This window comes from Marilutibacter chinensis (genome assembly GCF_021725675.1).
GTDB classification, from domain to species: Bacteria; Pseudomonadota; Gammaproteobacteria; order Xanthomonadales; family Xanthomonadaceae; genus Marilutibacter; species Marilutibacter chinensis.
This window is the reverse complement of the sequence record NZ_JAKJPO010000005.1, coordinates 248,089-269,669: the sequence shown is the minus strand read 5'-3', so window position 1 is coordinate 269,669 and position 21,581 is coordinate 248,089. Positions and strand designations below refer to the sequence as shown.

General features: G+C 66.0%; 13 protein-coding genes. 7 read left to right on the top strand and 6 right to left on the bottom strand.

Annotated elements, in window-relative coordinates; genetic code table 11:
• Positions 1–15: 15 nt before the first annotated feature.
• Together L3V18_RS11155 and metX are read right to left on the bottom strand one after the other, a co-directional pair.
• Positions 16–1,137 (bottom strand): homoserine dehydrogenase family protein, encoded by a 1,122-nt coding sequence (locus L3V18_RS11155; RefSeq protein WP_237054855.1) that lies wholly within the window; start codon positions 1,135–1,137, stop codon positions 16–18.
• Positions 1,130–2,254, bottom strand: coding sequence for a homoserine O-acetyltransferase MetX (gene metX, locus L3V18_RS11150; RefSeq protein ID WP_255783935.1), 1,125 nt, complete (start codon positions 2,252–2,254; stop codon positions 1,130–1,132). Before metX ends, L3V18_RS11155 begins: the two co-directional genes overlap by 8 nt.
• Positions 2,255–2,704: 450 nt before the next feature.
• On the opposite strand from metX, the gene L3V18_RS11145 reads away from it, so the two are divergent.
• The 3 genes from L3V18_RS11145 to L3V18_RS11135 all read left to right on the top strand — a co-directional run bounded on the left by L3V18_RS11145 (position 2,705) and on the right by L3V18_RS11135 (position 7,941).
• Positions 2,705–3,202, top strand: coding sequence for a YybH family protein (locus L3V18_RS11145; RefSeq protein ID WP_237054852.1), 498 nt, complete (start codon positions 2,705–2,707; stop codon positions 3,200–3,202).
• A 312-nt stretch (positions 3,203–3,514) separates the two neighbouring features.
• The gene (locus L3V18_RS11140; RefSeq protein WP_237054850.1) at positions 3,515–6,217 is read left to right on the top strand and encodes a penicillin acylase family protein; all 2,703 of its coding nucleotides are present in this window, start codon (positions 3,515–3,517) and stop codon (positions 6,215–6,217) included.
• A 53-nt stretch (positions 6,218–6,270) separates the two neighbouring features.
• Positions 6,271–7,941: a cyclic peptide export ABC transporter gene (locus tag L3V18_RS11135; protein ID WP_237054848.1), complete on the top strand. Its 1,671-nt coding sequence runs from the start codon at positions 6,271–6,273 to the stop codon at positions 7,939–7,941.
• A gap of 49 nt (positions 7,942–7,990) precedes the next feature.
• Here the strand turns inward: L3V18_RS11135 and L3V18_RS11130 are convergent, their stop codons facing one another.
• Positions 7,991–8,776 carry a 4'-phosphopantetheinyl transferase family protein gene (locus L3V18_RS11130; protein ID WP_237054846.1) on the bottom strand — a complete coding sequence of 262 codons (786 nt, stop codon included), beginning with the start codon at positions 8,774–8,776 and terminating at the stop codon, positions 7,991–7,993.
• A gap of 301 nt (positions 8,777–9,077) precedes the next feature.
• On the opposite strand from L3V18_RS11130, the gene queD reads away from it, so the two are divergent.
• The gene (gene queD / locus L3V18_RS11125) at positions 9,078–9,431 is read left to right on the top strand and encodes a 6-carboxytetrahydropterin synthase QueD (RefSeq protein ID WP_237054844.1); all 354 of its coding nucleotides are present in this window, start codon (positions 9,078–9,080) and stop codon (positions 9,429–9,431) included.
• A gap of 174 nt (positions 9,432–9,605) precedes the next feature.
• Positions 9,606–10,004: a phasin family protein gene (locus L3V18_RS11120; RefSeq protein ID WP_237054842.1), complete on the top strand. Its 399-nt coding sequence runs from the start codon at positions 9,606–9,608 to the stop codon at positions 10,002–10,004.
• Positions 10,005–10,439: 435 nt separating this feature from the next.
• On the opposite strand, the gene L3V18_RS11115 is transcribed toward L3V18_RS11120, so the two are convergent.
• Entirely contained in the window at positions 10,440–13,583 is a 3,144-nt protein-coding gene (locus tag L3V18_RS11115; protein ID WP_237054840.1) for an efflux RND transporter permease subunit, read from the bottom strand.
• Positions 13,584–13,592: 9 nt separating this feature from the next.
• Positions 13,593–14,855, bottom strand: coding sequence for an efflux RND transporter periplasmic adaptor subunit (locus L3V18_RS11110; protein WP_237054838.1), 1,263 nt, complete (start codon positions 14,853–14,855; stop codon positions 13,593–13,595).
• A gap of 411 nt (positions 14,856–15,266) precedes the next feature.
• Here L3V18_RS11110 and L3V18_RS11105 point away from each other — a divergent pair, with 411 nt between their 5' ends.
• Complete coding sequence (locus L3V18_RS11105) at positions 15,267–16,457, top strand: efflux RND transporter periplasmic adaptor subunit (RefSeq protein WP_237054836.1); 1,191 nt, start codon at positions 15,267–15,269, stop codon at positions 16,455–16,457.
• A gap of 218 nt (positions 16,458–16,675) precedes the next feature.
• Positions 16,676–19,843 carry an efflux RND transporter permease subunit gene (locus L3V18_RS11100; RefSeq protein ID WP_237054834.1) on the top strand — a complete coding sequence of 1,056 codons (3,168 nt, stop codon included), beginning with the start codon at positions 16,676–16,678 and terminating at the stop codon, positions 19,841–19,843.
• A gap of 191 nt (positions 19,844–20,034) precedes the next feature.
• On the opposite strand, the gene L3V18_RS11095 is transcribed toward L3V18_RS11100, so the two are convergent.
• Positions 20,035–21,525: a glycoside hydrolase family 5 protein gene (locus tag L3V18_RS11095; protein WP_237054832.1), complete on the bottom strand. Its 1,491-nt coding sequence runs from the start codon at positions 21,523–21,525 to the stop codon at positions 20,035–20,037.
• Positions 21,526–21,581 lie beyond the last annotated feature (56 nt).

Sequence of the window (21,581 nt, the reverse complement as noted above, 5' to 3'; positions counted from 1 at the left end):
TCGAAGTGCCGTGTTTCAGTGTCGGCTTGGCCAGTGCATCGCGGCGGACACAGCATCACTGAGCACGCCGGCGGCGGTGATCTCCACGCCGGCGCCCGGGCCGCTGACGCGCAGCGGCATTCGATCCTGCAGCTCTGTACGGATCTCGATCAGGTTCTGGCCGGGGGCCAGCTGTGCGAACGGCGAATGCGCGGGCAGGCTGTGCAGACCTATCCTTGCCGCGTCCGGCGTGGCTTCGGCGACCGCGACCCATCGTTCGCCGCGCGCGAGCGCCGCCTCGACGCGGATGCGCCAGCCGTCATCCAGCAGCTGCAACGCCGGCACGACGTCGTCGACGTCGATCTGGAGATCGCCGAGCAGTTCGACCCGCATGTCGTCGACCTCCATGCTGAACCCGGCTTCGCGGGCCAGGACAAGCAGCTTGCGGCTCAGGTCGATCGCGCGGAGATCCTCCATCACGTCGGGTTCCGTGTAGCCCAGGTCCCGGGCTTCGACCACCGCCGCGGAGAACGGGCAGCCCTCGTGCATGCGGTGGAGAATGTAGCTCAGCGATCCGGACAGCACGCCCTGCAGAGACTCGACGCGTTCTCCACGAAGACGCAGGTCGCGTAGCGGTCCAAGCAACGGAATGGCCGAACCCACCGTGGTCTCGTAGCGATACGGGACGCCGTGCTCGCGAGCCGAACGCTGCAGGCCATGATAGAAAGCCAGGGTCCGAGCGTTCGCACGCTTGTTCGCGGCAACGACGCCGATGCCCTTGTCGAACAACTGCGGATACAGATCGGCTATCTCGTCGCTTGCGGTGCAATCCACGGCAATGGTGGGCACGCCGGCCCGCGTCGCGACGAACTCGATCAGACGCTCGACATCGGCACCCGCGCGAGCATACATGGCGCCTTCCAGACTGCCGGGAGCCAGACCGATGGCATCGAACGCGAAACCGCGGCGGTCGAACGCCGCCAGCAGGCGCAGATCCAGATTCACTTCGGCGAGCAACGCAAGTTGCTGACGTGCAAGAAGCTGGCGGAACGCCGCCCCCACCTTTCCTCGCGCACCGATCAGGATCAGGTCGACACGCTGTGCGTCCACGGGCACATGGCGAGCGCCGCTGCGCGGCTCGATGAGATCATCAAGCATAGGAGGCGGTTTCCCGGGAAATGAAGGTATCCCCTCGGGCGCGAGAGGACAGGTCGTCGCGGAACTCGCGGATCGCCGGCTCCAGGCGCGCGGCGTCGATCAGGAATCCGTCATGCCCGTGCAACGACGTGATCTCGACCAGGCGCGCATCGGGAATCCCCTCGAACAGGCAGGCCTGTTCCGCGGGAACATAGAGTGCGTCGCTATCGATGGAGATCACGAGTGCGGGAACCTTGACGCCGGCCAGGGCGGCGTCCACGCCGCCGCGCCCACGACCGACGTCGTGGGTATCCATCGCGTCGATCAACGTCAGATAGCTGTTTGCATCGAAGCGGTCGGCAAAGCTCTCCGCGTGGTGCGCGACCCAGTTGCGCACGGCGAATTCCTTCGGCGCCTTGGCATTGGAGCCAAAGGCTTCGATGCCGGTGATCCGACCGTAACGCATGCCCAGCGAACCATGGCTGCGATAGGTGGCCATTGCGATCGCACGTGCGATGCCGAGGCCTTTGCGGGGCGGAGCCTCGACAGCATAGTCACCATTGCTGAAGCCGGGATCGGAGTGGATGCTCATCCGCTGCGTCGCGCTCCAGGCGATGCACCACGAAGAATGCAACGCGCTTGCGGCGACGACGGCAATCGACTCGACCCTGTCCTGATCCAGCAGCGCCCATTCCAGCACCTGCAACCCGCCCATCGAGCCGCCGACGACCAGACGTATGCGGCGAATACCCAGCGCGTCGGCCAGCGCCATCTGCGCATGTACCTGGTCACGGATCGTGATCTTCGGGAAGCGCGCACCCCAGCGCTTTCCGTCGGGATGCAGCGTCGTCGGCCCCGTGCTGCCGTAACAGCTACCCAGCGAATTGCTGCAGACTATGAAGTCCTTGCAAGGATCGAGCGCCTTGCCCTCGCCGAACAGATCCTTCCACCATACATCGGCGTCTGACGCGCCAGTCAAAGCATGGCAGACGACAACAGCATTGTCGGCATCTTCGGAGAGTCGTCCCCAGGTGCGGTACGCGAGACTGTAGGTCGGCAGCATCCCGCCCAGTTCGAGCGCCAATGGTGAACCACTGTGCCAACAGCGCAGGTCGGAACCCGACGCACTTCCAGTCATAAGCCATGCTCCCTGGCAAGACCGCTCCCCGATGTCGGGCAAGACTAATGTATAGGATTTTAATGTGTCAATTCGTCTGGCAAGGGACAGGTTTTTCGACTGGGACGCGACCAAGCAAGTGGTAAGCGGGCGCACGCGCGCCCATGTGCAGGCCGTGTTTGTCGACGCTTTCCCCTCTGGCATTCGCTGCGGGATCGGGTCGGAAAAGGCCGCCCCGAGACGCACCCGCGTGAAGCGCCACTGTTCGTAACGTCCTGGCCCGATGACTCCGGCCATCCTCCCGTCGTCTCCGGACCGCCCTCCGATCGACCCGACCCGGCACCGCATCGCGTCGACCGACGCACCTTGTTGCTTCCATGGCTTCGGCGTAGCATGCGCCGCGACACGTCGTCCAAGCCGATACCGCCCTGCGGCACGGTTTGCCCAGGCGAAGGACCGTAGGAGGGATCCATGCGCACCGGCTGGTTGCTCGCAGCTTTGTTGGTCGTTCCCCTGCATGCGAATGCGGACGGGGAGACAACGGCGGAACGCGAGATCAAGACCGTCATCGAACACTTCGAGACGGCGATCATCGACAAGGACAAGGAAAAGTTCCTCAGCCTGTTCCTGCACCCGAACGTAACCTGGCAGCCTGTCCTGTCGCAGGAGCGTTACACCGGGCTTCTGCAATCGGATCCCGATACCAGCAAGGCTGGTTACGACCCCAGCGAGACCCCGGAGCGCTTCATAGCCGGAATTTCCGCCAGCAAGAGCCGAATCGAGGAAACGTTCGAGAACGTGGTTATCGACACCGACGGTGAAGCCGCATCGGTGGCGTTCGATTTCAAGTTCCTGCGCGACGGTACCGCCCTGAACGTCGGCAGGGAATACTGGCTCATGGTCAGGACCGAGGACGGCTGGAAGATCACGGCCGTGATCTGGTCCAGGAACACGCCTCCACGTCCATAGGACGCCAGGCCCGGCTGGAAGTCCTGCGAAGCTGCCCTGCACGTCGTCCGTGCAGCGCGGTTTCGCGCACACCGTACGATCGAGCAACCTCTCGAACCGGATTGCTGGCCGGTCGCACCCTGGTCACCGGAGCGACTCCCGGCCATCGCACCGGCGCCACCTCACCGGCGTGGCGCCCCTCCGGGGCAGGTCGCCCTGCATGCGCGCATCCTGGCCGACCCGATCCTGCACGACGGCCGCAGTACCATCCGCCACCCCGACGCCGCTCCAATGTCACTGCAATGCGGGATCTGGAGAATCGCGCCGGATGCGATGGCGATCCGCTTCCAGGTTATGCGTATACTCCGGCGGTGCCGTCATTTTGGACGACGGCCGCGGCGTAGAGCGCCGGAATGGAGTCCGCATAGATGCCCCGACGAGCCATCGTTCTCGCAGCCGCCCTTTTTCCGCCATGCGCGTGCGCTCCCGCACCGCCGTCGCGGCCTGGCGCCCGGCTTCCCTGCGCCCCGCCGGCTTCGCCTCCTTTTCTTTGACGCTCTTCCGATTCCCGGAGCAACCATGCCGTTCCACTCCTATCCGCTCGCGTCGCGCCTGATACTGGTCGTGCTGTTGCCCCTGCTGGCGGTCGTGGCCTGGGGATGGATGCAGATGCGCGCGAGCCTGCCGGCCGAGAGCACGCTCACCCTGAGCGAGGGCGTCAGCGAACCCACCGTCATCGCCCGCGACGCCGCAGGCGTCCCGCACATCCGCGCCACCAGCGAGCACGACGCATTCTTTGCGGTGGGCTACGCGCATGCGCAGGACCGGCTGTGGCAGCTCGAACTGCAGCGACGGATGACGCGTGGCCGACTCAGCGAGATCTTCGGCGAGGAGAGCATCGACGCCGATGCGTGGTTCCGCACGCTTGGTCTCCACGCATCGACCCGATCGGCGTGGCGCGCGTTGAGCCCCGAGGCTCGCGAGTCGCTTACCGCTTATACCTCCGGCATCAACGCCTGGCTTTCCGAGCGTCATCCTCTGCCGATCGAGTTCAGGATGCTTGGCGTGGAACCGGAGCCCTGGACCGAACTCGACTCACTGGCCTGGATAAAGATGTTCGCGCTGGACCTGGGCGGCAACTTCGACCGGGAGATGCGCCACTTCGTTGCCCGCCAGTCGATGACCGAACCCCAGATCGCGACCTTCTTTCCCGAGTACCCCGAGGATGCCCCGACAACCGTACGCACCGGTACCCCGCAAGTCGCCGCCACCCTGGGTGCCATGCTCGACGCACAGCACAGACGGCAGCGCAACTTCGGGATCTCGGTTCCCGGCACCGGCAGCAACGCGTGGGCGGTCGCGGGCGCGCATACCGCCAACGGCGCGGCGCTGCTCGCCAATGACCCCCATCTCGGCCTGCGCATTCCATCCTTGTGGTACGCGATCAGCATCGATTCGCCCGGACTCAAGGTCTCGGGCATGGGCCTGGTCGGGTTGCCGCTGGTGGTGCTCGGTCGCAACGACCGGATCGCATGGGGCGGCACCAACATGATGGCCGATACCCAGGATCTGTTCTTCGAACGGACGGATCCCGAGGGTACCCGCTACGAAGTCGATGGCCGTTGGGTGGATTTCGACCGTCGCGTGGAGTCGATCGGGGTCCGTCCGAAGTTTCCGCAGGCGCTGCGCAAGCGCTACGTACCGGTCACGGTCACCGTGCGGACCACGCGCCACGGCCCCGTGATCAGCGACCGCTATGGCGTCTTCGACAGCCCCGTTTCGCTCCGCTGGACCGCGCTTGATGACGACGACACCAGCTACGAGGCCTTCTACCGCCTGAATTTCGCGCGCGACTGGAACGGGTTCCGCGCGGCTCTTCGCCTTCACGTGGCGCCGGCGATGAACATGATCTACGCCGACCGGAAGGGCAACATCGGCTATGTCGCCGCTGGCCGGATCCCCATCCGCAAGCGCGGCGAAGGCGTGCTCCCCGCCCCGGGCTGGAACGATGAGTGGGGCTGGAACGGATACGTTCCGCCCGATGCCTGGCCGAGCGTGCTCAATCCACCTTCCGGGTACATTGTCAGCGCGAACAACAAGGTGGTCGATTCCCGGTATCCGTACTTCATTTCTCACGATTGGGCCCCACCGGCCCGCGCCGAGCGTATCGAGCAGCTCCTGCACGACACGATCGCGGCAGGACGACCACTCTCGGTCGATTCGATGCGTGACATCCAGTCCGACACACTCGACCTGTCGGCGGCGCGATTGATGGACCACCTGCGAGACCGTCTGCCAGAAGGTGGACGTCGCGACGCCGCCGCGGACCTGCTACGCGACTGGCGGGGCGAGATGCAGGGCGGAAGCGCGGCGGCGACGATCTTCACCGAATGGATGCGCCAGCTGCGCTTGCAGCTTTTCGCGTCGCGTGCTCGCGCAGACTGGGGACGCGACACCGCCTCCGACCTGCTGTCGCAGATGAGCGAGGATGTCGAGTATGGCGATCTGCTCGCGGTCCTTCGCGAGGGGCGTGGCGGATGGTGCTCCCGCGACTGCGATTCCGAACTTGGAGACGCACTCGACGCGGCGCTCTGGGAACTCCACAAGCGCAACGGAACCTGGGACATGGAGGGCTGGCACTGGTCCGGCAACCAGTTCACGAAGTACCCCCATATGCCGTTCAGCCAGTCGAAGTCACTCGCGCGCTTCTTCGAACGCCGCATACCCAACGGCGGCTCGGCCAACAGCATCAACGTCGCGGCAGCGAGGCACCAGAAGTCGGAGGGCTATGTGCAAACCTTCGGCCCCGGGTTCCGCCAGATATTCTCCCTGGACTCCGCCGGCATCCGCCATCTATATGTCAATTCGACCGGGCAGTCGGGCAACGTGTTCAGCCCGCACTACGACGACATGATCGGGCAGTTCCACGACGTGCGGCTTCAACCCCTTGTTTCCAGCTACGATCGACCGTCCGAATCGGAACCGATCGCGCATGGACCTTCCGTTCCCGACAACACGGATGGAACGACACGATGAACCTGTTTTCCGAGTTCTCCCATCGCGCGCCCAACAAGATCGCGGTGTCGATCGTGCTCGGCGGCCTGTCCGGCCTGCTCTATTCGTTGCTGATCCCCCTGGTGCTGTCCGTGATCGAGGCACCGAACGACGACCTGCAGACCGTGGCGGACGCTCCCGCGCAGCTGCTTTCGCTTGAGGTCTCCAATGCGCCGTTGGCGATGGTGTTCGCGCTCACCTGCCTGTTCGTGCTGGTTACGCGGACGCTGTCCCAGGTGATGCTGACACGGGTCGCGATCGATGTCGCAACCGGTCTTCGCACCCGGCTGTACGATCGCATCGCCAATGCGCCGCTTGCCGCGCTCGAGCGGATCGGATCGGCGCGCCTGATCGCCGCACTCACTTCCGATGTCCCAAGGATCGTCCAGGGCACGCGTACCCTTCCCGACGTCCTCATCAACATCGTGATGCTGGTCGGCATGCTGGGGTTCCTGCTCGTCCTCAACAGCGACGTGTTCTGGTACGTACTGGGGTGCATCGCGTTCGGCGTGGTCACTTTCCAGGTGCCGATGCTGCTTGGGCGCCGCTACTTTGTCAGGGCACGTGCACGGTTCGACGATCTCCAGGGATCGATCCAGGGGCTCATTCGCGGGATCAAGGAGCTCAAGCTCAATGATCGCAAGCGGGAGGCCTTCTTCGAATCCGTGCTGATGCGGCACGAGCGCGCGGTCCGGCGCAACGAGAAGGCCGGACACACGATCATCCAGACCGCGAACAACTACGGTGACCTGCTCAGCTTCTTCGTCATCGGCTCCATCATCTTCATCGTTGTCAACTACAAGTCGATCAGCAACGAGGAGCTGGTGGGCGTGATCATGGCGCTGCTCTACATCACCGGGCCCATTTCCGCGCTCCTGCACGTCATGCCAATGATCTCCGTCTCGCGGGTTTCCCTGCAGCGGGTCAAGAAGCTGTTCTCCGAGATTCCCGACGAGGACGTCGCGCCGAGCGATGGTCTTCCGCCGGACTGGCAGAGCGTGCGCTTCCAGCGGGTGTGCTATCACCACGACGGCGGCGGAAAAGAGCCCGGCTTTGGCGTCGGCCCTCTTGACTTCGAGATCAGGAAGGGCGAGATCACCTTCATCGTCGGAGGCAACGGTTCCGGAAAATCCACGATGAGCAAGCTGCTCACGCTGCATTACCACGCGAAGTCCGGCGACATCATGTTCGGGGACACCCGCGTGGACAGCGCCACCATCGGCGGATGCCGGCAGTCGATCAGCGCGATCTATTCCGATTACCACCTTTTCGACCAGTTGCTTGGCCTCGAAGACGACGACCTGCAGTCACAGGTCGAACACTATCTTGCCGCGCTGCAGCTGGATGGCAAGGTCGCCTACCAGGACGGGAAGTTCTCCACGCTCGCGTTGTCCGATGGGCAGCGGCGCCGCATGGCGCTGCTGTCCTCCGTCATTGACGACAAGGAGCTGTATCTGTTCGACGAATGGGCTGCGGACCAGGACCCCACGTTCAAGTCGGTCTTCTACAACGAGATCCTTCCATCGCTGCGCGCGCGCAACAAGGCAGTCGTGGCGATCACTCACGATGATCGCTATTTCGACCTCGCCGACCAGCTCATCGTGATGGAAGACGGCAGGATCACCCGGATCGAGCGCAGGCAGCAGGGACAACAGGCAGGGGCCACGGGCCCTGCCTCCTCCGTGGACTTTCTGGTTCCGGCATGATGCGTCAGGAAGCGCGCGATGCACGACGCGCGCTTCGGCCGCCCTGCCGTCAGGGGCGGTCCCGGGCCGAGGCCGAGCTGGCCGGGGCGACACCCGAATCGATCGACACCGCGGTGAACACGTGCGTGTCCATCGGCAGGTATCGGACCGGCAGGAGCATGCCCCGGGCCCAGTCCTCGCTCCAGCGTTCGCTCAGTTGCAGCATCAGTTCGCCGTCGGCGACGCCGACCAGGCGTGCCGCGGAGAATTCCATGAAGCGCTGCGCCTGTCGGTACAGGGCCTTGAACAGCGCCTCCTTGGCCGAGAACAGCACGATCAGCGCGCGCTCCGGTGGCAGCATCGACAACAGCGACAGCTCTCCCGGGGTCGCGATCATCGCCTGGATCTGCATGGCCTGGTCCGGCTCCACCCATCGCTCCACGTCCAGCCCCAGCACCCGCCCCGGCGCGCTGGCGACGACTGCGGAAGCAGCAATGCCATTGGCATGGCTGATCGAACCGGTCCACCCTGGTGGCCAGACCGGGAGGCGATCTTCGCCGCGCGGCAGCCACTGCCCGGCGCGGCCGCCGGCAAGGGCCAGCGCACGCTCAGCGCAGTAGCGTCCAGCGAGGAACTCGGTGATCCGCTTGGGACTGATCCGTCGCATGTCGGCCGGCAGGTGCCCCTCGAACATCGCGAACGGGCACTCGCCGTCGAAGCCGACCGCATGCCACGACAATCCCGGAGCCGAGTCCGACAGCAGCGGCTCCAGTTCGGCCGCGGGGCGGTCGCGGTAGTGCCCTTGCGGGGCCGATCCGGCATGCGGGGCCGGTCCGGCATCGAGCGGTGTCGTCATGCGCGCGTGGTCCCGTTTGCCCTGTCTGCATGTGCCTGCGAGCCGGCTACGTCCGGAGCGAACGGAACCCCCGTCGCGCCGCCTGCCCCGGTCCTCGCCTGGACACGTCATGGCCACTTTCTCATAATGCGACCGGCAGCCGGAGCCTGGTTCGCAGTCTCGGCCATCGGCGCGGCCGGTCGGGCGCGCGGCGAACGCATTCCGGCCCGCGCCCGCGCGGGCCCCGTCTTTTCTGGTCCGGCCTCCGTCGCTTCCACTTGCGTCTGCAGGCGGCGCGCCGGCCCGCCCGAGGTTCCTCTTCATGGACATCTTCAAGGTCTTCACCATCGAGGCCGCGCACCGGCTGCCGAACGTCCCGGCCGGACACAAGTGCGCGCGCCTGCATGGCCATTCGTTCCGGATCGAGATCCACCTCTCCGGCGAACTGGACCCCCAGGCCGGCTGGGTGATGGACTTCGCGGACGTGAAGAGCGCGTTCCAGCCGCTGTACGACCAGCTCGACCACCATTACCTGAACGAGATCGACGGGTTGGAGAATCCGACCAGCGAGCGCCTCGCGGTATGGATCTGGGAGCGGCTCAAGCCCGACCTGCCGCTGCTGAGCGAGGTCGTCGTCCACGAGACCTGCACCTCGGGCTGCCGCTACCGCGGCTGAGGGCCTGATCGGGCCGGGCCAGGCGCCGCCCCCCATTCAGCCTGCCGCCGAGCCCTCTGCCGGCTGAACCGTAACTTCCCGGTCATTCCGATATTGTTGCAATGCAACAATAGACGTCCTATGCTGCACCGCACAAACCGACATTCCGTCGGCGAACCCGTGCAGGAGAACGACATGTACCCGCAGTTCAACGAGCAGATCGTCGCCGCGACACGCCAGTTCGCGGACACCGCCGCCCAGGCCAATCGCCTGGCCCTGGAGAACGTCGAGGCGCTGTTCGGCATGCAGCTGGCCGCGCTCGAGGAGCGGGCCACCGCCACCTTCGCGTTCTTCGAGGAGGCCACCGAGGCCCGCGACTTCGACAGCCTCAAGACCCTTTGGCCGAAGGGCGTGCAGGTCGCGCGAGAGAACGTCGAGCGCGCCGTCACCACCGGCCAGGAAGCGATCGGCCGCACCCTGAAGGCCAACGAGGCGATCGCCGAGCTGGCCAAGAGCCAGTTCGAGTCGGCCGCCAAGACCGCCCAGGACAACGTCGAGAAGGCGACCAAGGCCGCTGCCAAGGCCGCCAAGTAAGCGCACTGATCCGCACGGACCGGGTCCCTCTCTCCCCCCGGTCCCGCTGGACGAAACCGGCAGCTTCGGCTGCCGGTTTTTTTGTGCCCGCGCGATCCCGCCACGTTGCGATTCTCGTAGGAGCGGCGTGAGCCGCGATAGGGCTTTCTTGGGAAGGCCCGGTCGCGGCTTGCGCCGCTCCTACAGGGGAGCGATACCCGGCTGCGCCCGGATATCTCCCAAAGTCTGCTGCGCAAACCTCGGGCCCCACCGTTGCGCTTCCATACCCCCATTCGTGCCTGCGGCACGAATCGCCCCCTGACTCAAGGGGCTGGGCCAGTGCTGTACCGCATCTCCTAGGAGCGGCGTGAGCCGCGCTTGAACACGAGAGGGGGCGCGCAAACGACGAACCCGCCAGATGGGCGGGTCCGTCGCTGCAACCGTCGTCCGACCGGATCAGTCGTGGGCCAGGTCCGGCTTCTCGTCGAGCCTGTCGCCGAGCAGGCGACGGACGACGACATAGAAGATCGGAATGAACAGCACGCCGAGGAAGGTCGCGAAGATCATGCCGCCGATCACGCCGGTACCGATCGCATGCCGCGCGTTCGCGCCCGCGCCACTGGAGATCGCCAGCGGCACCACGCCGAGGATGAACGCGAACGAGGTCATCAGGATCGGGCGGAAGCGCAGCTTGCAGGCCTCGATCGTCGCCTCGCGCAGTGTCTTGCCCTCCAGCCGCTGCTCGATCGCGAACTCGATGATCAGGATCGCGTTCTTCGCCGCCAGGCCGATCACCGTGATCAGGCCGATCTTGAAGTAGATGTCGTTGGGCAGGTCGCGCAGCAGCGAGAACAGCACCGCACCGAGCACGCCCAGCGGCACCACCAGCAACACCGCGACCGGCACCGACCAGCTCTCGTACAACGCGGCCAGGCACAGGAACACCACCAGGATCGACAGCGCCATCAGCATCGGCGCCTGGTTGCCGGAGATGATTTCCTGGTAGGACTGGCCGGTCCAGTCGTAGCCGAAGCCTTCCGGCAGCTGGGTGTCGACGATCCGCTCCATCGCGTCCATCGCCTCGCCCGAGCTGTGCCCCGGCGCCTGCGAACCGACGATCTCGACCGCGGCGTAGCCGTTGTAGCGGTTCAGCGCCGGCGAGGCCATCACCCACCGGCTCTTGACCACGTTGGCCAGCGGCACCATCGCACCGGTGGTCGCATCCACACCGCCGGCCGGGTCGAACAGCGGGCTGGGCGTGTAGAAGCGCGCCAGCGATTCCGGTCCGGTGCGGAACTGGGCATCGGCCTGCATCGTCACCCGCTTGACCCGGCCCTGGTCGGTGAAGTCGTTGACGTACACCGGCGCCAGCATCAGCTGGATCGCGTTGTAGATATCGTTCACCGACAGCCCCATCGCCTGCGCCTGCACGCGGTCGACGTCGAGCTTGAGCTGCGGTGCCGGCTCCAGCGTGTTCGGCCGCACAGCGGTCAATGCCGGATCCTCCGCAGCCTTGCCGAGCAGGGTGTTGCGTGCCTGCGCCAGGGCGTCGCGGCCGTTGCCGGCACGGTCCTGCAGGTACATGTCGAAGCCGCCGAATGCGCCCAGTCCGCTGACCGTCGGCATGTTGATCACGAAGATCTGCGCGTCGCGGATGCCGTACAGCGCCTGGTTCGCGCTCTTGATGAACTCGGTCGCGGTGACGTCGCGCTCGTCCCAGGGCTTGAGCCGGATGAACGCCAGGCCCACGTTCTCGCCGCGGCCGACGAAGCTGAAGCCGGCCACCTGCATCATGCCCTCGTAGCCTTCCTGCTGCTCCAGTGTCTCGCGTACCTGGACGAACACCTCCTTGGTGCGTTCCAGGGTCGCGCCGGGCGGCAGCTGCACCAGTCCGATCGCATAGCCCTGGTCCTCTTCCGGCAGGAAGCTGCCGGGCATGCGGGTGAAGAAGAACCCGCACAGTACCGCCAGCAGCGCGAACACCATCATCCAGCGCGGCGCATGGCGGATCGCGCCGGTGATATGACCGACATAGGTGCTGGCGACCTTGCCGTAACCCCAGTCGAACGCACGGAAGACGATGTTCTTCTTCCCGTGATGGGTTGGCTTGAGCATCGTCGCGCACAGGGCCGGGGTGAAGGTCAGCGCCAGGAAAGCCGAGAACGCCATCGAGGTCGCGATGGTCAGCGCGAACTGCTTGTAGATCTCGCCGGCCGAGCCGCCCTGGAACGCCGAGGGGATGAACACCGCCGCCAGCACCACGGTGATCGCGACCACCGCACCGCTGATCTGGCCCATCGCCTTGACCGTCGCGTCCTTCGGCGACAGCCCCTCCTCGGTCATCAGCCGCTCGACGTTCTCGATCACCACGATCGCGTCGTCGACGACGATGCCGATCGCCAGCACCATGCCGAACAGGGTCAGCTGGTTGATGGTGAAGCCGATCACGTACATGCCCAGGAACGTGCCCAGCAGTGCGATCGGGATGACCAGGGTCGGGATGATCGTCGCGCGGAAGTTCTGCAGGAAGATCAACATCACCAGGAATACCAGCACGATCGCCTCGAGCAGGGTGTGCACGACCTCCTCGATCGAGACCTCGACGAAGGTCGAGCTGTCGTACGGAATGAACCAGCTCACCCCCTGCGGGAAGGTCGGCTCCAGCTCGGCCATCCGCGCCTTGACCGCCTCGGCGACGCCCAGCGCGTTCGCGCCAGGGCTCAGCTGGATCGCGAACGCGCCGGTCGGGGTACCGTTCCACTGGCTGTCGAAGCCGTACGACTGCGCGCCCAGCTCGATCCGGGCGACGTCGGCCAGGCGCACGGTGGTGCCGTCCTCGTTCGCGCGCAGCAGGATGTTGCCGAACTGCCCGGGCGTACTGAAACGGCCCTCGGCCGACACCGTGGCGGTGAAACCCTGGCCCGGCGGCGACGGCTCGGAGCCGATCGAGCCTGCCGCGAACTGCACATTCTGCCCTCGCACCGCCGCCAGCACCTGGCTGGCCGACAGTCCGAAGCCACGCAGCTTGTCGGCGTCCAGCCAGATGTTCATCGCGTAGGAACTGCCGAACTGCTGGGTGCTGCCGACGCCGGGCACGCGCGATATCTGGTCGATCACCCGCGAACCGATCAGGTCGTTGAGCGCGTTGCGGTCGACGCCCGGGTTGTCCGAGCGCACCGCGACCACCATCAGGAAGCCGGAGTTGGCCTTGGCCACCACCACGCCCTGCTGGGTGACTTCCGACGGCAACCGGGGGGTCGCCAGCGCCACCTTGTTCTGCACCTGCACCTGGGCGATGTCGGGGTCGGTGCCGGGCTTGAAGGTCAGCGTGATCGAACTGCCGCCCGACGCGCTGGACGAGGAGCTGAAGTAGTCGAGATTGTCGATACCCGTCAGCTGTTGCTCGATCACCTGGGTGACCGCGCCCTCGGTGGTTTCCGCGCTCGCGCCCGGATAGCTGGCCGAGACGATCACCTGCGGCGGCGCGATGTTCGGATACGACTCGACGCCGAGGTTGAAGATCGCCAGCACGCCGGCCAGCGAGATCAGGATCGCGACGACCCAGGAGAAGACCGGGTGGTTGATGAAGAATCTGGACATGGCGGGGGATCAGCCTTCGCCGGAAGTGTCGTTGCCATTGCCGGCCGGCGAGGAGGGAGCCTGTTCGGCGGCATCCTCGCTGCCGGGCTGGCCGGCATCGGCAGGCGCTGCGGCCGGATTCCCGGTCGGGGCGGGAGGCGCTTGCCCGGCTTCGGTCGGCGGCTGCCACGGCACCGCTTTGGCCGGCTGGCCCGGCTGGGCGCGCTGGATGCCGGACACGACGACGCGATCGCCGGCGGCCAGCCCGCCGCCGATCACCCAGTCGCTGCCCATCGTGCGGCTGGCGACGACGTCCTTGCGCACGACGGTGTCGTCGGCGCCGACCACCAGCACGTAGGCGCCCTGGCCATCGCGCTGCAGCGCCGCCTGCGGCACCCGGACCGCGTCCGACTGCACGCCCATCGTCGCCTTCAGGGTCACGTAGGTACCCGGCAGCAGACTGCGGTCGGGATTGGGCAGGTGCGCACGCAGCGCGACCGCGCCGGTGGCCGGATCGACGACATCGCCGGAGAAGTCGATGGTGCCGGTATGCGCATAGGCGCTGCCATCGGGCAGGAACACCTGCACCCTGGCCTCTTCCGCACTGTGGCCCGCCATCGCCCGCCGTACCTGGTCGAGCTCGGACACGCTCAACGAGAAGTTCACGTACAGCGGGTCGATCTGGTCGACCGTGGTCAGCAGGGTCGCGGTGCCCTGGCCGACCAGTGCGCCCTCGGTGACCTGCTGCTTGCCGGCACGGCCGTCGATCGGCGCGCGCACGGTGGCGTAACCGAGGTTGATGCGGGCGTTCTCCAACGCGGCTTCGGCCTGCTTGACCGCGGCGCCGGCGCTGCGCTCGGCGGCCAGCGCGTTGTCCAGGTCGGCCTGGGAGACGAACTTCTGCGGTGCCAGGGTGCGAGCGCGGTCGGCGGCGACCTTGGCATTGGCGTAGTTGGCCTGGGCGGCAGCCAGCGAAGCCTGGGCCTGGCCGACGGCCGCCTGCAACTGGGCCGGGTCGATCCGGAACAGCACCTGGCCTTCCTTCACGTCGGTGCCTTCTTCGTACACACGCTGCTGCAGCACACCGGGCACGCGGGCGCGCACGTCGGCACTGCGGAACGGCGCCAGCCGGCCGACCAGATCCTTCTCCAGCGGCACCTCGCCCGGCTGCACGGTGATCACGCCCAGCTCTGGCGGGGGCGGGCCGCCAGCGGCCTGTTGATCGTCGCCACAGGCCGAGACGGCGAGGGCCAACAGGGCGGCAAGCACCGCCGGACGCAGGTTCATGATCATGGAGACTCCGGATTCCGTCATCGAGAGCAGCGTGTGCCCGGGCAGATTTGTAATTCTTGAACTGACCAGTTTAGCATTGCGACGACGCTCCCCGGACCGTCGCAACGCCAACGGGCGATGAACGACGGCGAACGGCCACGCCGCGCAAACCGGCCGACCCCACTGCGCCAGCCTACGAAGCGACCTGTTCACATACCGTCACGAGCCGCCCGGCGATCCCGACGTCGGCTTGCCGGCCCTGTCGGGGTCACCGGCTCGGCCCGATCCGGCCCGGTTCGACCCGGACGGGTACTTGCTCCACAATTCTGCACCTGCTGGTTCAATAAACTTTTGGGGGTGGCTCCCGGTCGCCTCCTCCCGGACCATGCCCTCCTCCCCGCCGTCACCGGCGTCCAACCGCCCGAGGCCCCCATGTCGAAATCCGCAGGCAAGCGCCCCCCCTCCACGCGCAAGCGCATGATCCTGATGCTGATCGGCGCACTCGTCGTGTTCGGCGGCGTGTTCGCGGTCAAGGCCTTTTTCGCCGCGCAGACCAACAAGTTCTTCGACAACATGCCGCAGCCGGCGGTGGCGATCAGCGCGCAGGCTGCCGAAACCCGGCAGTGGAGCAACTCCGGCGAAGCCGTGGGCACTTTCGTCGCGGTCAACGGCACCGACGTCACCACCGAGTCCGGCGGCGTGGTCCGTGCGCTCGAGTTCGAGGCCGGCCAGCCGGTCAAGGCCGGCGAGGTGCTGGTGCGGCTGAACACCGCCAACGAGGAAGCGACGCTGAAGTCGCTGGAGGCCTCCGCGCGCCTGGCCGCGGCCCAGCGCGACCGCTGGGCGCAGCTGTCCAACGACCAGCTGGTATCGAAGGACGAGGCGCAGCAGCGCGCCACGGCCGCCGCCACCGCGCAGGCGCAGGTCGACGCCCAGCGCGCACTGATAGCGCAGAAGACGATCCGGGCGCCGTTCTCCGGCGAGCTCGGCATCCGCAAGGTCAACCTGGGCCAGTACGTCGCGCCGGGGACTGCGATCGTCAGCCTGCAGCAACTGGACCCGATCTATCTCGACTTCACCCTGCCCGAGCAGATGACCGGCAAGGTGGCCGAGGGCGGCACGGTCGAGGCGACCGTGGATGCGCTGCCGGGGCAGGTGTTCGAAGGCAAGATCACCGCGATCGAACCGGGGATCGATCCCAACACCCGCAACTTCAGGGTCCAGGCCACGTTCCGGAACCCCGACCGGGCGCTGCGCCCGGGCAGCTTCGCCAAGGTCGGCTTCGCCCTGGGCGGCGAGCAGGAGGTCGTGGTGATTCCGCAGACCGCGGTCAGCTTCAATCCCTACGGCAATGCGGTGTTCGTGATCAGCAAGACCCCGCGGGCCGAGGGTGAGACCGACATGCAGGGCAAGCCGCTGACCGGCGACAAGCTGACGGTGAGCCAGCGCTTCATCACCACCGGCGCGACCCGCGGCGACCTGGTCGCGGTCGTCGATGGCCTGAAGCCGGGCGAGGAGGTCGCGACCAGCGGCCTGCTCAAGCTGCGCAACGATGCCGAGGTCACCATCAACAACAAGGTACAGCCGGCCGCCGAGGCACGTCCGGATCCCGAGAACCGCTGATGCCGGCCGGGCGGAGACCGCGACGGCAGCCGCCCGGGCGGGGTCGAGCGCGCTCGCTTCGGCAGCACACTCCGCGACAGCACGCTCTGCAGAAAACAGGTTGATCGCTGCGAAGCCCGGCCACGGGCTTCGCCCCCACCCCAGCCCTTCCCCGCATGCGGGACAGGGACACAAGCGAAACCCTCTCCCGTCCGCGGGAGGGAGGGAGAAGCCCAGCGATGAAATTCACCGACATCTTCATCAACAAGCCGGTCCTGGCGATCGTCCTCAACCTGTTCATCCTGTTGTTCGGCCTGCGCGCCTACAGCGAGCTGAACGTGCGTCAGTACCCGGAGCTGCGCAACGCAGTGATCAACGTCAGCACCACCTATTTCGGTGCCGACGCCGACCTGATCGAAGGTTTCATCACCACCCCGCTGGAACGCGAGATCGCCAGCGCCGAGGGCATCGACTACATGACCTCGACCAGCGCGGCCGGGGTCAGCACCATCCAGGCCTACATCCGCCTGGACCAGGACCCGAACGAGGCGCTCACCCAGATCGCGGCCAAGGTCAACAAGATGCGGGGCGAGCTGCCGCCGGAGTCCGAAGACCCGGTGATCGACCTGCAACAGGGCCAGCAGATCGCGGCGATGTACCTGTCCTTCGCCAGCGAGACGCTCAACAACAACCAGATCACCGATTATCTGACCCGGGTGATCCAGCCCAAGCTGGTCACCGTGCAGGGCGTGCAGCGCGCCGAGATCCTCGGCGCCGGCACCTTCGCGATGCGCGTGTGGCTCAAACCCGACCGGATGACCGCGCTGCAGATCACCGCCAGCGACGTGTCCAACGCGCTGCAGTCGAACAACGTGCTGGCCGCGGTCGGCTCGACCAAGGGCCAGATGGTCGCGATCGACATGACCGCGGAGACCGATCTGCGCACGCCGGAGGAGTTCCGCCAGCTGGTGATCCGCGAGGAAGACGGCGCGATCGTCCGCCTGGGCGACGTCGCCGACGTGGTGCTGGGGTCGGAGAGCTACGGCACGTCGGTGCGGATGAACGGCGAGGCGGCGACCTTCGTCGGCGTCTACGTCGCGCCCGACGCCAACTCGCTGGACGTGATCAAGGAGGTGCGCGCACTGTGGGACGAGCAGATCGTCCCGCAGCTGCCGCAGGGCATCAAGGGCACGATCCCGTACGACAGCACCGAGTCGATCCAGGAGGCCATCGACGAGGTGGTCAGCACGATCGTCGAAGCGGTGATCATCGTGATCGTGGTGATCTTCCTGTTCCTGGGTTCGCTGCGCAGCGTGCTGATCCCGGCGGTGACGGTACCGCTGTCGCTGGTCGGCGCGCTGTTCCTGATGCTGCTGATGGGCTTCACCATCAACCTGCTGACCCTGCTGGCGATGGTGCTGGCGATCGGCATCGTCGTCGACGACGCGATCATCGTGCTGGAGAACATCCACCGTCACATCGAGGAGGGCATGCAGCCGCACGCCGCCGCGCTCAAGGGCGCGCGCGAACTGGCCTGGCCCGTGGTCGCGATGACCACGACCCTGGTCGCGGTATACATACCGATCGGCTTCCAGGGCGGCTTGACCGGCGTGCTGTTCACCGAGTTCGCCTTCACCCTTGCAGGTTCGGTGCTGCTGTCCGGCGTGATCGCGCTGACCCTGTCGCCGATGATGAGCGCGAAGATCCTCAAGGCGCACGACCCCGAGCATCCGAAGGGCAGGCTCGAGAACTGGCTGGACGAGAAGTTCGAGAAGCTGCGCCTCAGCTACCAGCGCCGGCTGCACGGCGCGCTGGAGACCAAGTCGGTGCTCGCGGTGTTCGGCGCGATCACGTTCGTCTCCTGCATCTTCCTGTACATCCTCGCGCCGAAGGAACCGGCGCCGCTGGAGGACGAGGGTTTCATCTTCTCGATCGCCAGCGCCGACCCCTACGCGACCCTCGACTACGTGGAACGCTATACCGAAGAGATCACCGCGATCTCCAAGACCGTGCCCGAGGTCGACGGCTACTTCCTGTTCAACGGCGGCTTCGGCGGCGGTGGCGGCGGCGCCAGCCCGCAGGCGATGGCCGGCTTCGTGCTCAAGCCGTGGAGCGAGCGCGACCGCTCGACCAACCAGGTGCTGCAGCAGACCCTGCAGCCGCAGATGAGCCAGGTCACCGGCCTGAACGTGTTCGCCCTGGTCCCGCCCTCGCTGCCGAGTGCCGGCGGCGACGGCGGCGGCGAGTTCGTGATCGGCGGCGTCGGCGAGCTCAGCCAGCTGTCGGAGCTGGCCGACGCGATCCTGGAGCGGGCCTACGCGAGCAAGCGCTTCATCTTCCTCGACAAGGACCTGAAGATCGACAAGCCGCGCATCGACGTCAGCATCGACCGCGACAAGGCGGCCTCGCTGGGCATCGAGATGCGGACGCTGGCGGCCGACATGGCGGCGCTGCTGTCGGGCGGCTATACCAACCGCTTCGCGATGCAGAACCGGTCGTATCGTGTGATCCCGCAGGTGCAGCGCAGCGATCGCCTCAACGCCAGCGATCTGGAGAACTACTACACCCGCACCCGCGACGGCGAGCTGATCCCGCTGTCGACCGTGGTGACGCTGAGGGAGAGCACGCAGCCGCAGTCGCTCAAGCGCTTCCAGCAGCTGAACGCGGTGGCGATCACCTTCGCGCCGCGTCCGGGCGTCAGCAAGGGCGAGGCGCTGGGCATCCTCGAGGAAGCCGCGAACGATGTGCTGCCGCAGGGCTACAGCGTCGACTACGCCGGCGAGTCGCGCCAGTTCAAGCAGGAAGGCGCGGCGATGCTGGTCACGATGGGACTGGCGCTGATCGTGATCTTCCTGGTGCTGTCGGCGCAGTTCGAGAGCTTCCGCGACGCCCTGATCATGCTGCTGACCGTGCCGATGGCGATCTGCGGCGCGCTGCTGGTGCTCAATGTCCTGGCCCTGGTCGCCAATATCCTGAGCTTCAGCGGCATCGAGGCGTTCCCGGGGATGAGCATCAACATCTATACCCAGGTCGGCCTGGTGACGCTGGTGGGCGTGATCTCCAAGCACGGCATCCTGATCGTGGAGTTCGCCAACAAGCTGCAGATCGAGCAGGGCATGTCCAAGCGCGAGGCGATCGAAGAGGCCACCGGCATCCGCCTGCGCCCGGTGCTGATGACCACCGCCGCGCTGGTGTTCGCGATGATCCCGCTGTTGATGGCCAGCGGCCCGGGTGCCGCTTCGCGTTTCTCGATGGGCGTGGTGATCGTCTCGGGCATGACCATCGGCACGCTGTTCACCCTGTTCGTGCTGCCGGCCTTCTACCTGTACCTGGCGCGCGACCACTCGGCACAGCATGTCGCCGACGAGGCGCCGGGCGGGGCTGCACCGGCACCGCAGCACGGCTGAGGGGGTGAGGAGCGGGAAACGGGAAGGAGCACGCCGTGTCCTCTCGTTTCCTGTCCCTCATCCATTCGTCTTCCGCTTTCAGATGTCGCGCATGCGCGCGGGATGAGCGGGCGGAACGAGGGTTCGAGCCCGGCGGGCGGGTGGCGGGTCGCGACCATCGGTCCCGATGGCGCACTTCCTACCTGGCGATTTCAGGGCCGTCCGCGGTGGTTTTCCAGAACCTCCGATGGTGAAAGTGCCTTGAAGGAATGACCGTCTCTGGGAAGAACATACGCGTTCAGGATGTTCCCATCCTCGGTCAGCCATGAGCCGGTGGCCCACAGGGTTCCGCCCATTTCCACGGCGTCCATGAAGCTCATGAGGTCATCTCCTGCATGGTTCCACTTCCGGGCATCCGCAGCGCCGACGAAGTGAGCGCCCGGCCAGCCAAACTCACCCAGAAAACAGCGCTGGTCGAACTGAGTGCACCAGTCCGAAAAATTCTTGAGACGCGCCACCGCACGAGCGCCGACGGATGCATGCCCTTGGGCAATGGACAACGCTTCTTCCTCATCGAATGCGAGCGAATACGTGCCGCTTGAGTCGTTGTCCAGGTACAGGTGTGCCTGATACATGACGTTGCTTGCGGGGTCTACGATGAACGGCGTCGCGTGCTGGCTGGGCCAACGACTGGCCGAAGAGAATGCGTAGCCTTCAACGTGAATGAGCTTCGTGTCTCCGGTGGCGCGAATCGCCGATACCGCCGCTTGAGCATACTGTTCCCAGATCTGCGCCCCGGTCAGCCCGGAGCTTCCGGCCGGATGATGCGGCTCGTTCATGATGTCGTACGCGTACACCGCATGGTAGGCATCGGCGTCTGACCTGATGAAAGCCGATATCCTTGCCCATGCGTCGCCATACTGTTCGCGTGTCGGCCCACCCGGAGCGCCGAAGTACTTCTTTCCTTCATCGTCGGTGTACCTCGCGTAGTTGTGCATGTCCACGATGGCCTTCAGCCCCGCCGCCCGGCAATCCTTCAATGTCTGGATGAGAAGGCCCATGTAACCAGGATCCAGGGGACCACCAAGGGCGTGCTGCGCCCGCTCCCACAGGAAGGGCAGGCGGACAACGTCCAGGCCTCTGTTCTTCAGGATCTGGAGGCTTGCAAACGTCGGCCTGGTGTAGTTGACGCCGTGAACGCCTGGCAGAGCCGAGGGGGCGATCCCCATGTCCATGATGTTGATCCCCCGCACGTAGGCGGCATGCTGCTGATTGACCACCATGAAGCTGTTCTTCGAGGTTACGGCAGTGCGGGAGTACAGCGTGGCTCCGGAAGTCGAACTCTCCAGGAACGCAGCCAGGGCGTACTTCCCGGGTCCGGCCGTACCTGGAATGAGGTAGGACGACTTGTACGTCCTGGGCTGGCCGGCAACAAAGCTCTCGTTCGGGAACTCGTTTACCACGAGCGCATCGGAGCTGATGGTCCCGGACTCCGACACCTTGCGGATCTCCAGCCTGACCTTCACGCCGGAGACGTTCTCGGAGGCAACGAATCCGCTGTATATCGCGATCGGGGAGCCCGCATCGACGGAGGCTCGCGTAACGTACGTGCCAGAGTTCTGAAAGGAGACCCTTGCATGCGCACCTGGCGTGTAGAGCAGATTCAGAAGCAGTGCCAGAAGAACGAAATTTCTGCTGTTCATGGAATTCCCTCGGCGGATTTCTTTCTCGACAGGAGTCCGGCTCCACACGAAAGCCG

Bases quoted from the DNA above. Each gene is read 5' to 3' on its own strand.
- L3V18_RS11155 (WP_237054855.1), bottom strand. From the start codon at position 1,137: ATGCTTGATGATCTCATCGAGCCGCGCAGCGGCGCTCGCCATGTGCCC.
- metX (WP_255783935.1), bottom strand. From the start codon at position 2,254: ATGACTGGAAGTGCGTCGGGTTCCGACCTGCGCTGTTGGCACAGTGGT.
- L3V18_RS11145 (WP_237054852.1), top strand. From the start codon at position 2,705: ATGCGCACCGGCTGGTTGCTCGCAGCTTTGTTGGTCGTTCCCCTGCAT.
- L3V18_RS11140 (WP_237054850.1), top strand. From the start codon at position 3,515: ATGGCGATCCGCTTCCAGGTTATGCGTATACTCCGGCGGTGCCGTCAT.
- L3V18_RS11130 (WP_237054846.1), bottom strand. From the start codon at position 8,776: ATGACGACACCGCTCGATGCCGGACCGGCCCCGCATGCCGGATCGGCC.
- queD (WP_237054844.1), top strand. From the start codon at position 9,078: ATGGACATCTTCAAGGTCTTCACCATCGAGGCCGCGCACCGGCTGCCG.
- L3V18_RS11120 (WP_237054842.1), top strand. From the start codon at position 9,606: ATGTACCCGCAGTTCAACGAGCAGATCGTCGCCGCGACACGCCAGTTC.
- L3V18_RS11115 (WP_237054840.1), bottom strand. From the start codon at position 13,583: ATGTCCAGATTCTTCATCAACCACCCGGTCTTCTCCTGGGTCGTCGCG.
- L3V18_RS11110 (WP_237054838.1), bottom strand. From the start codon at position 14,855: ATGATCATGAACCTGCGTCCGGCGGTGCTTGCCGCCCTGTTGGCCCTC.
- L3V18_RS11105 (WP_237054836.1), top strand. From the start codon at position 15,267: ATGTCGAAATCCGCAGGCAAGCGCCCCCCCTCCACGCGCAAGCGCATG.
- L3V18_RS11100 (WP_237054834.1), top strand. From the start codon at position 16,676: ATGAAATTCACCGACATCTTCATCAACAAGCCGGTCCTGGCGATCGTC.
- L3V18_RS11095 (WP_237054832.1), bottom strand. From the start codon at position 21,525: ATGAACAGCAGAAATTTCGTTCTTCTGGCACTGCTTCTGAATCTGCTC.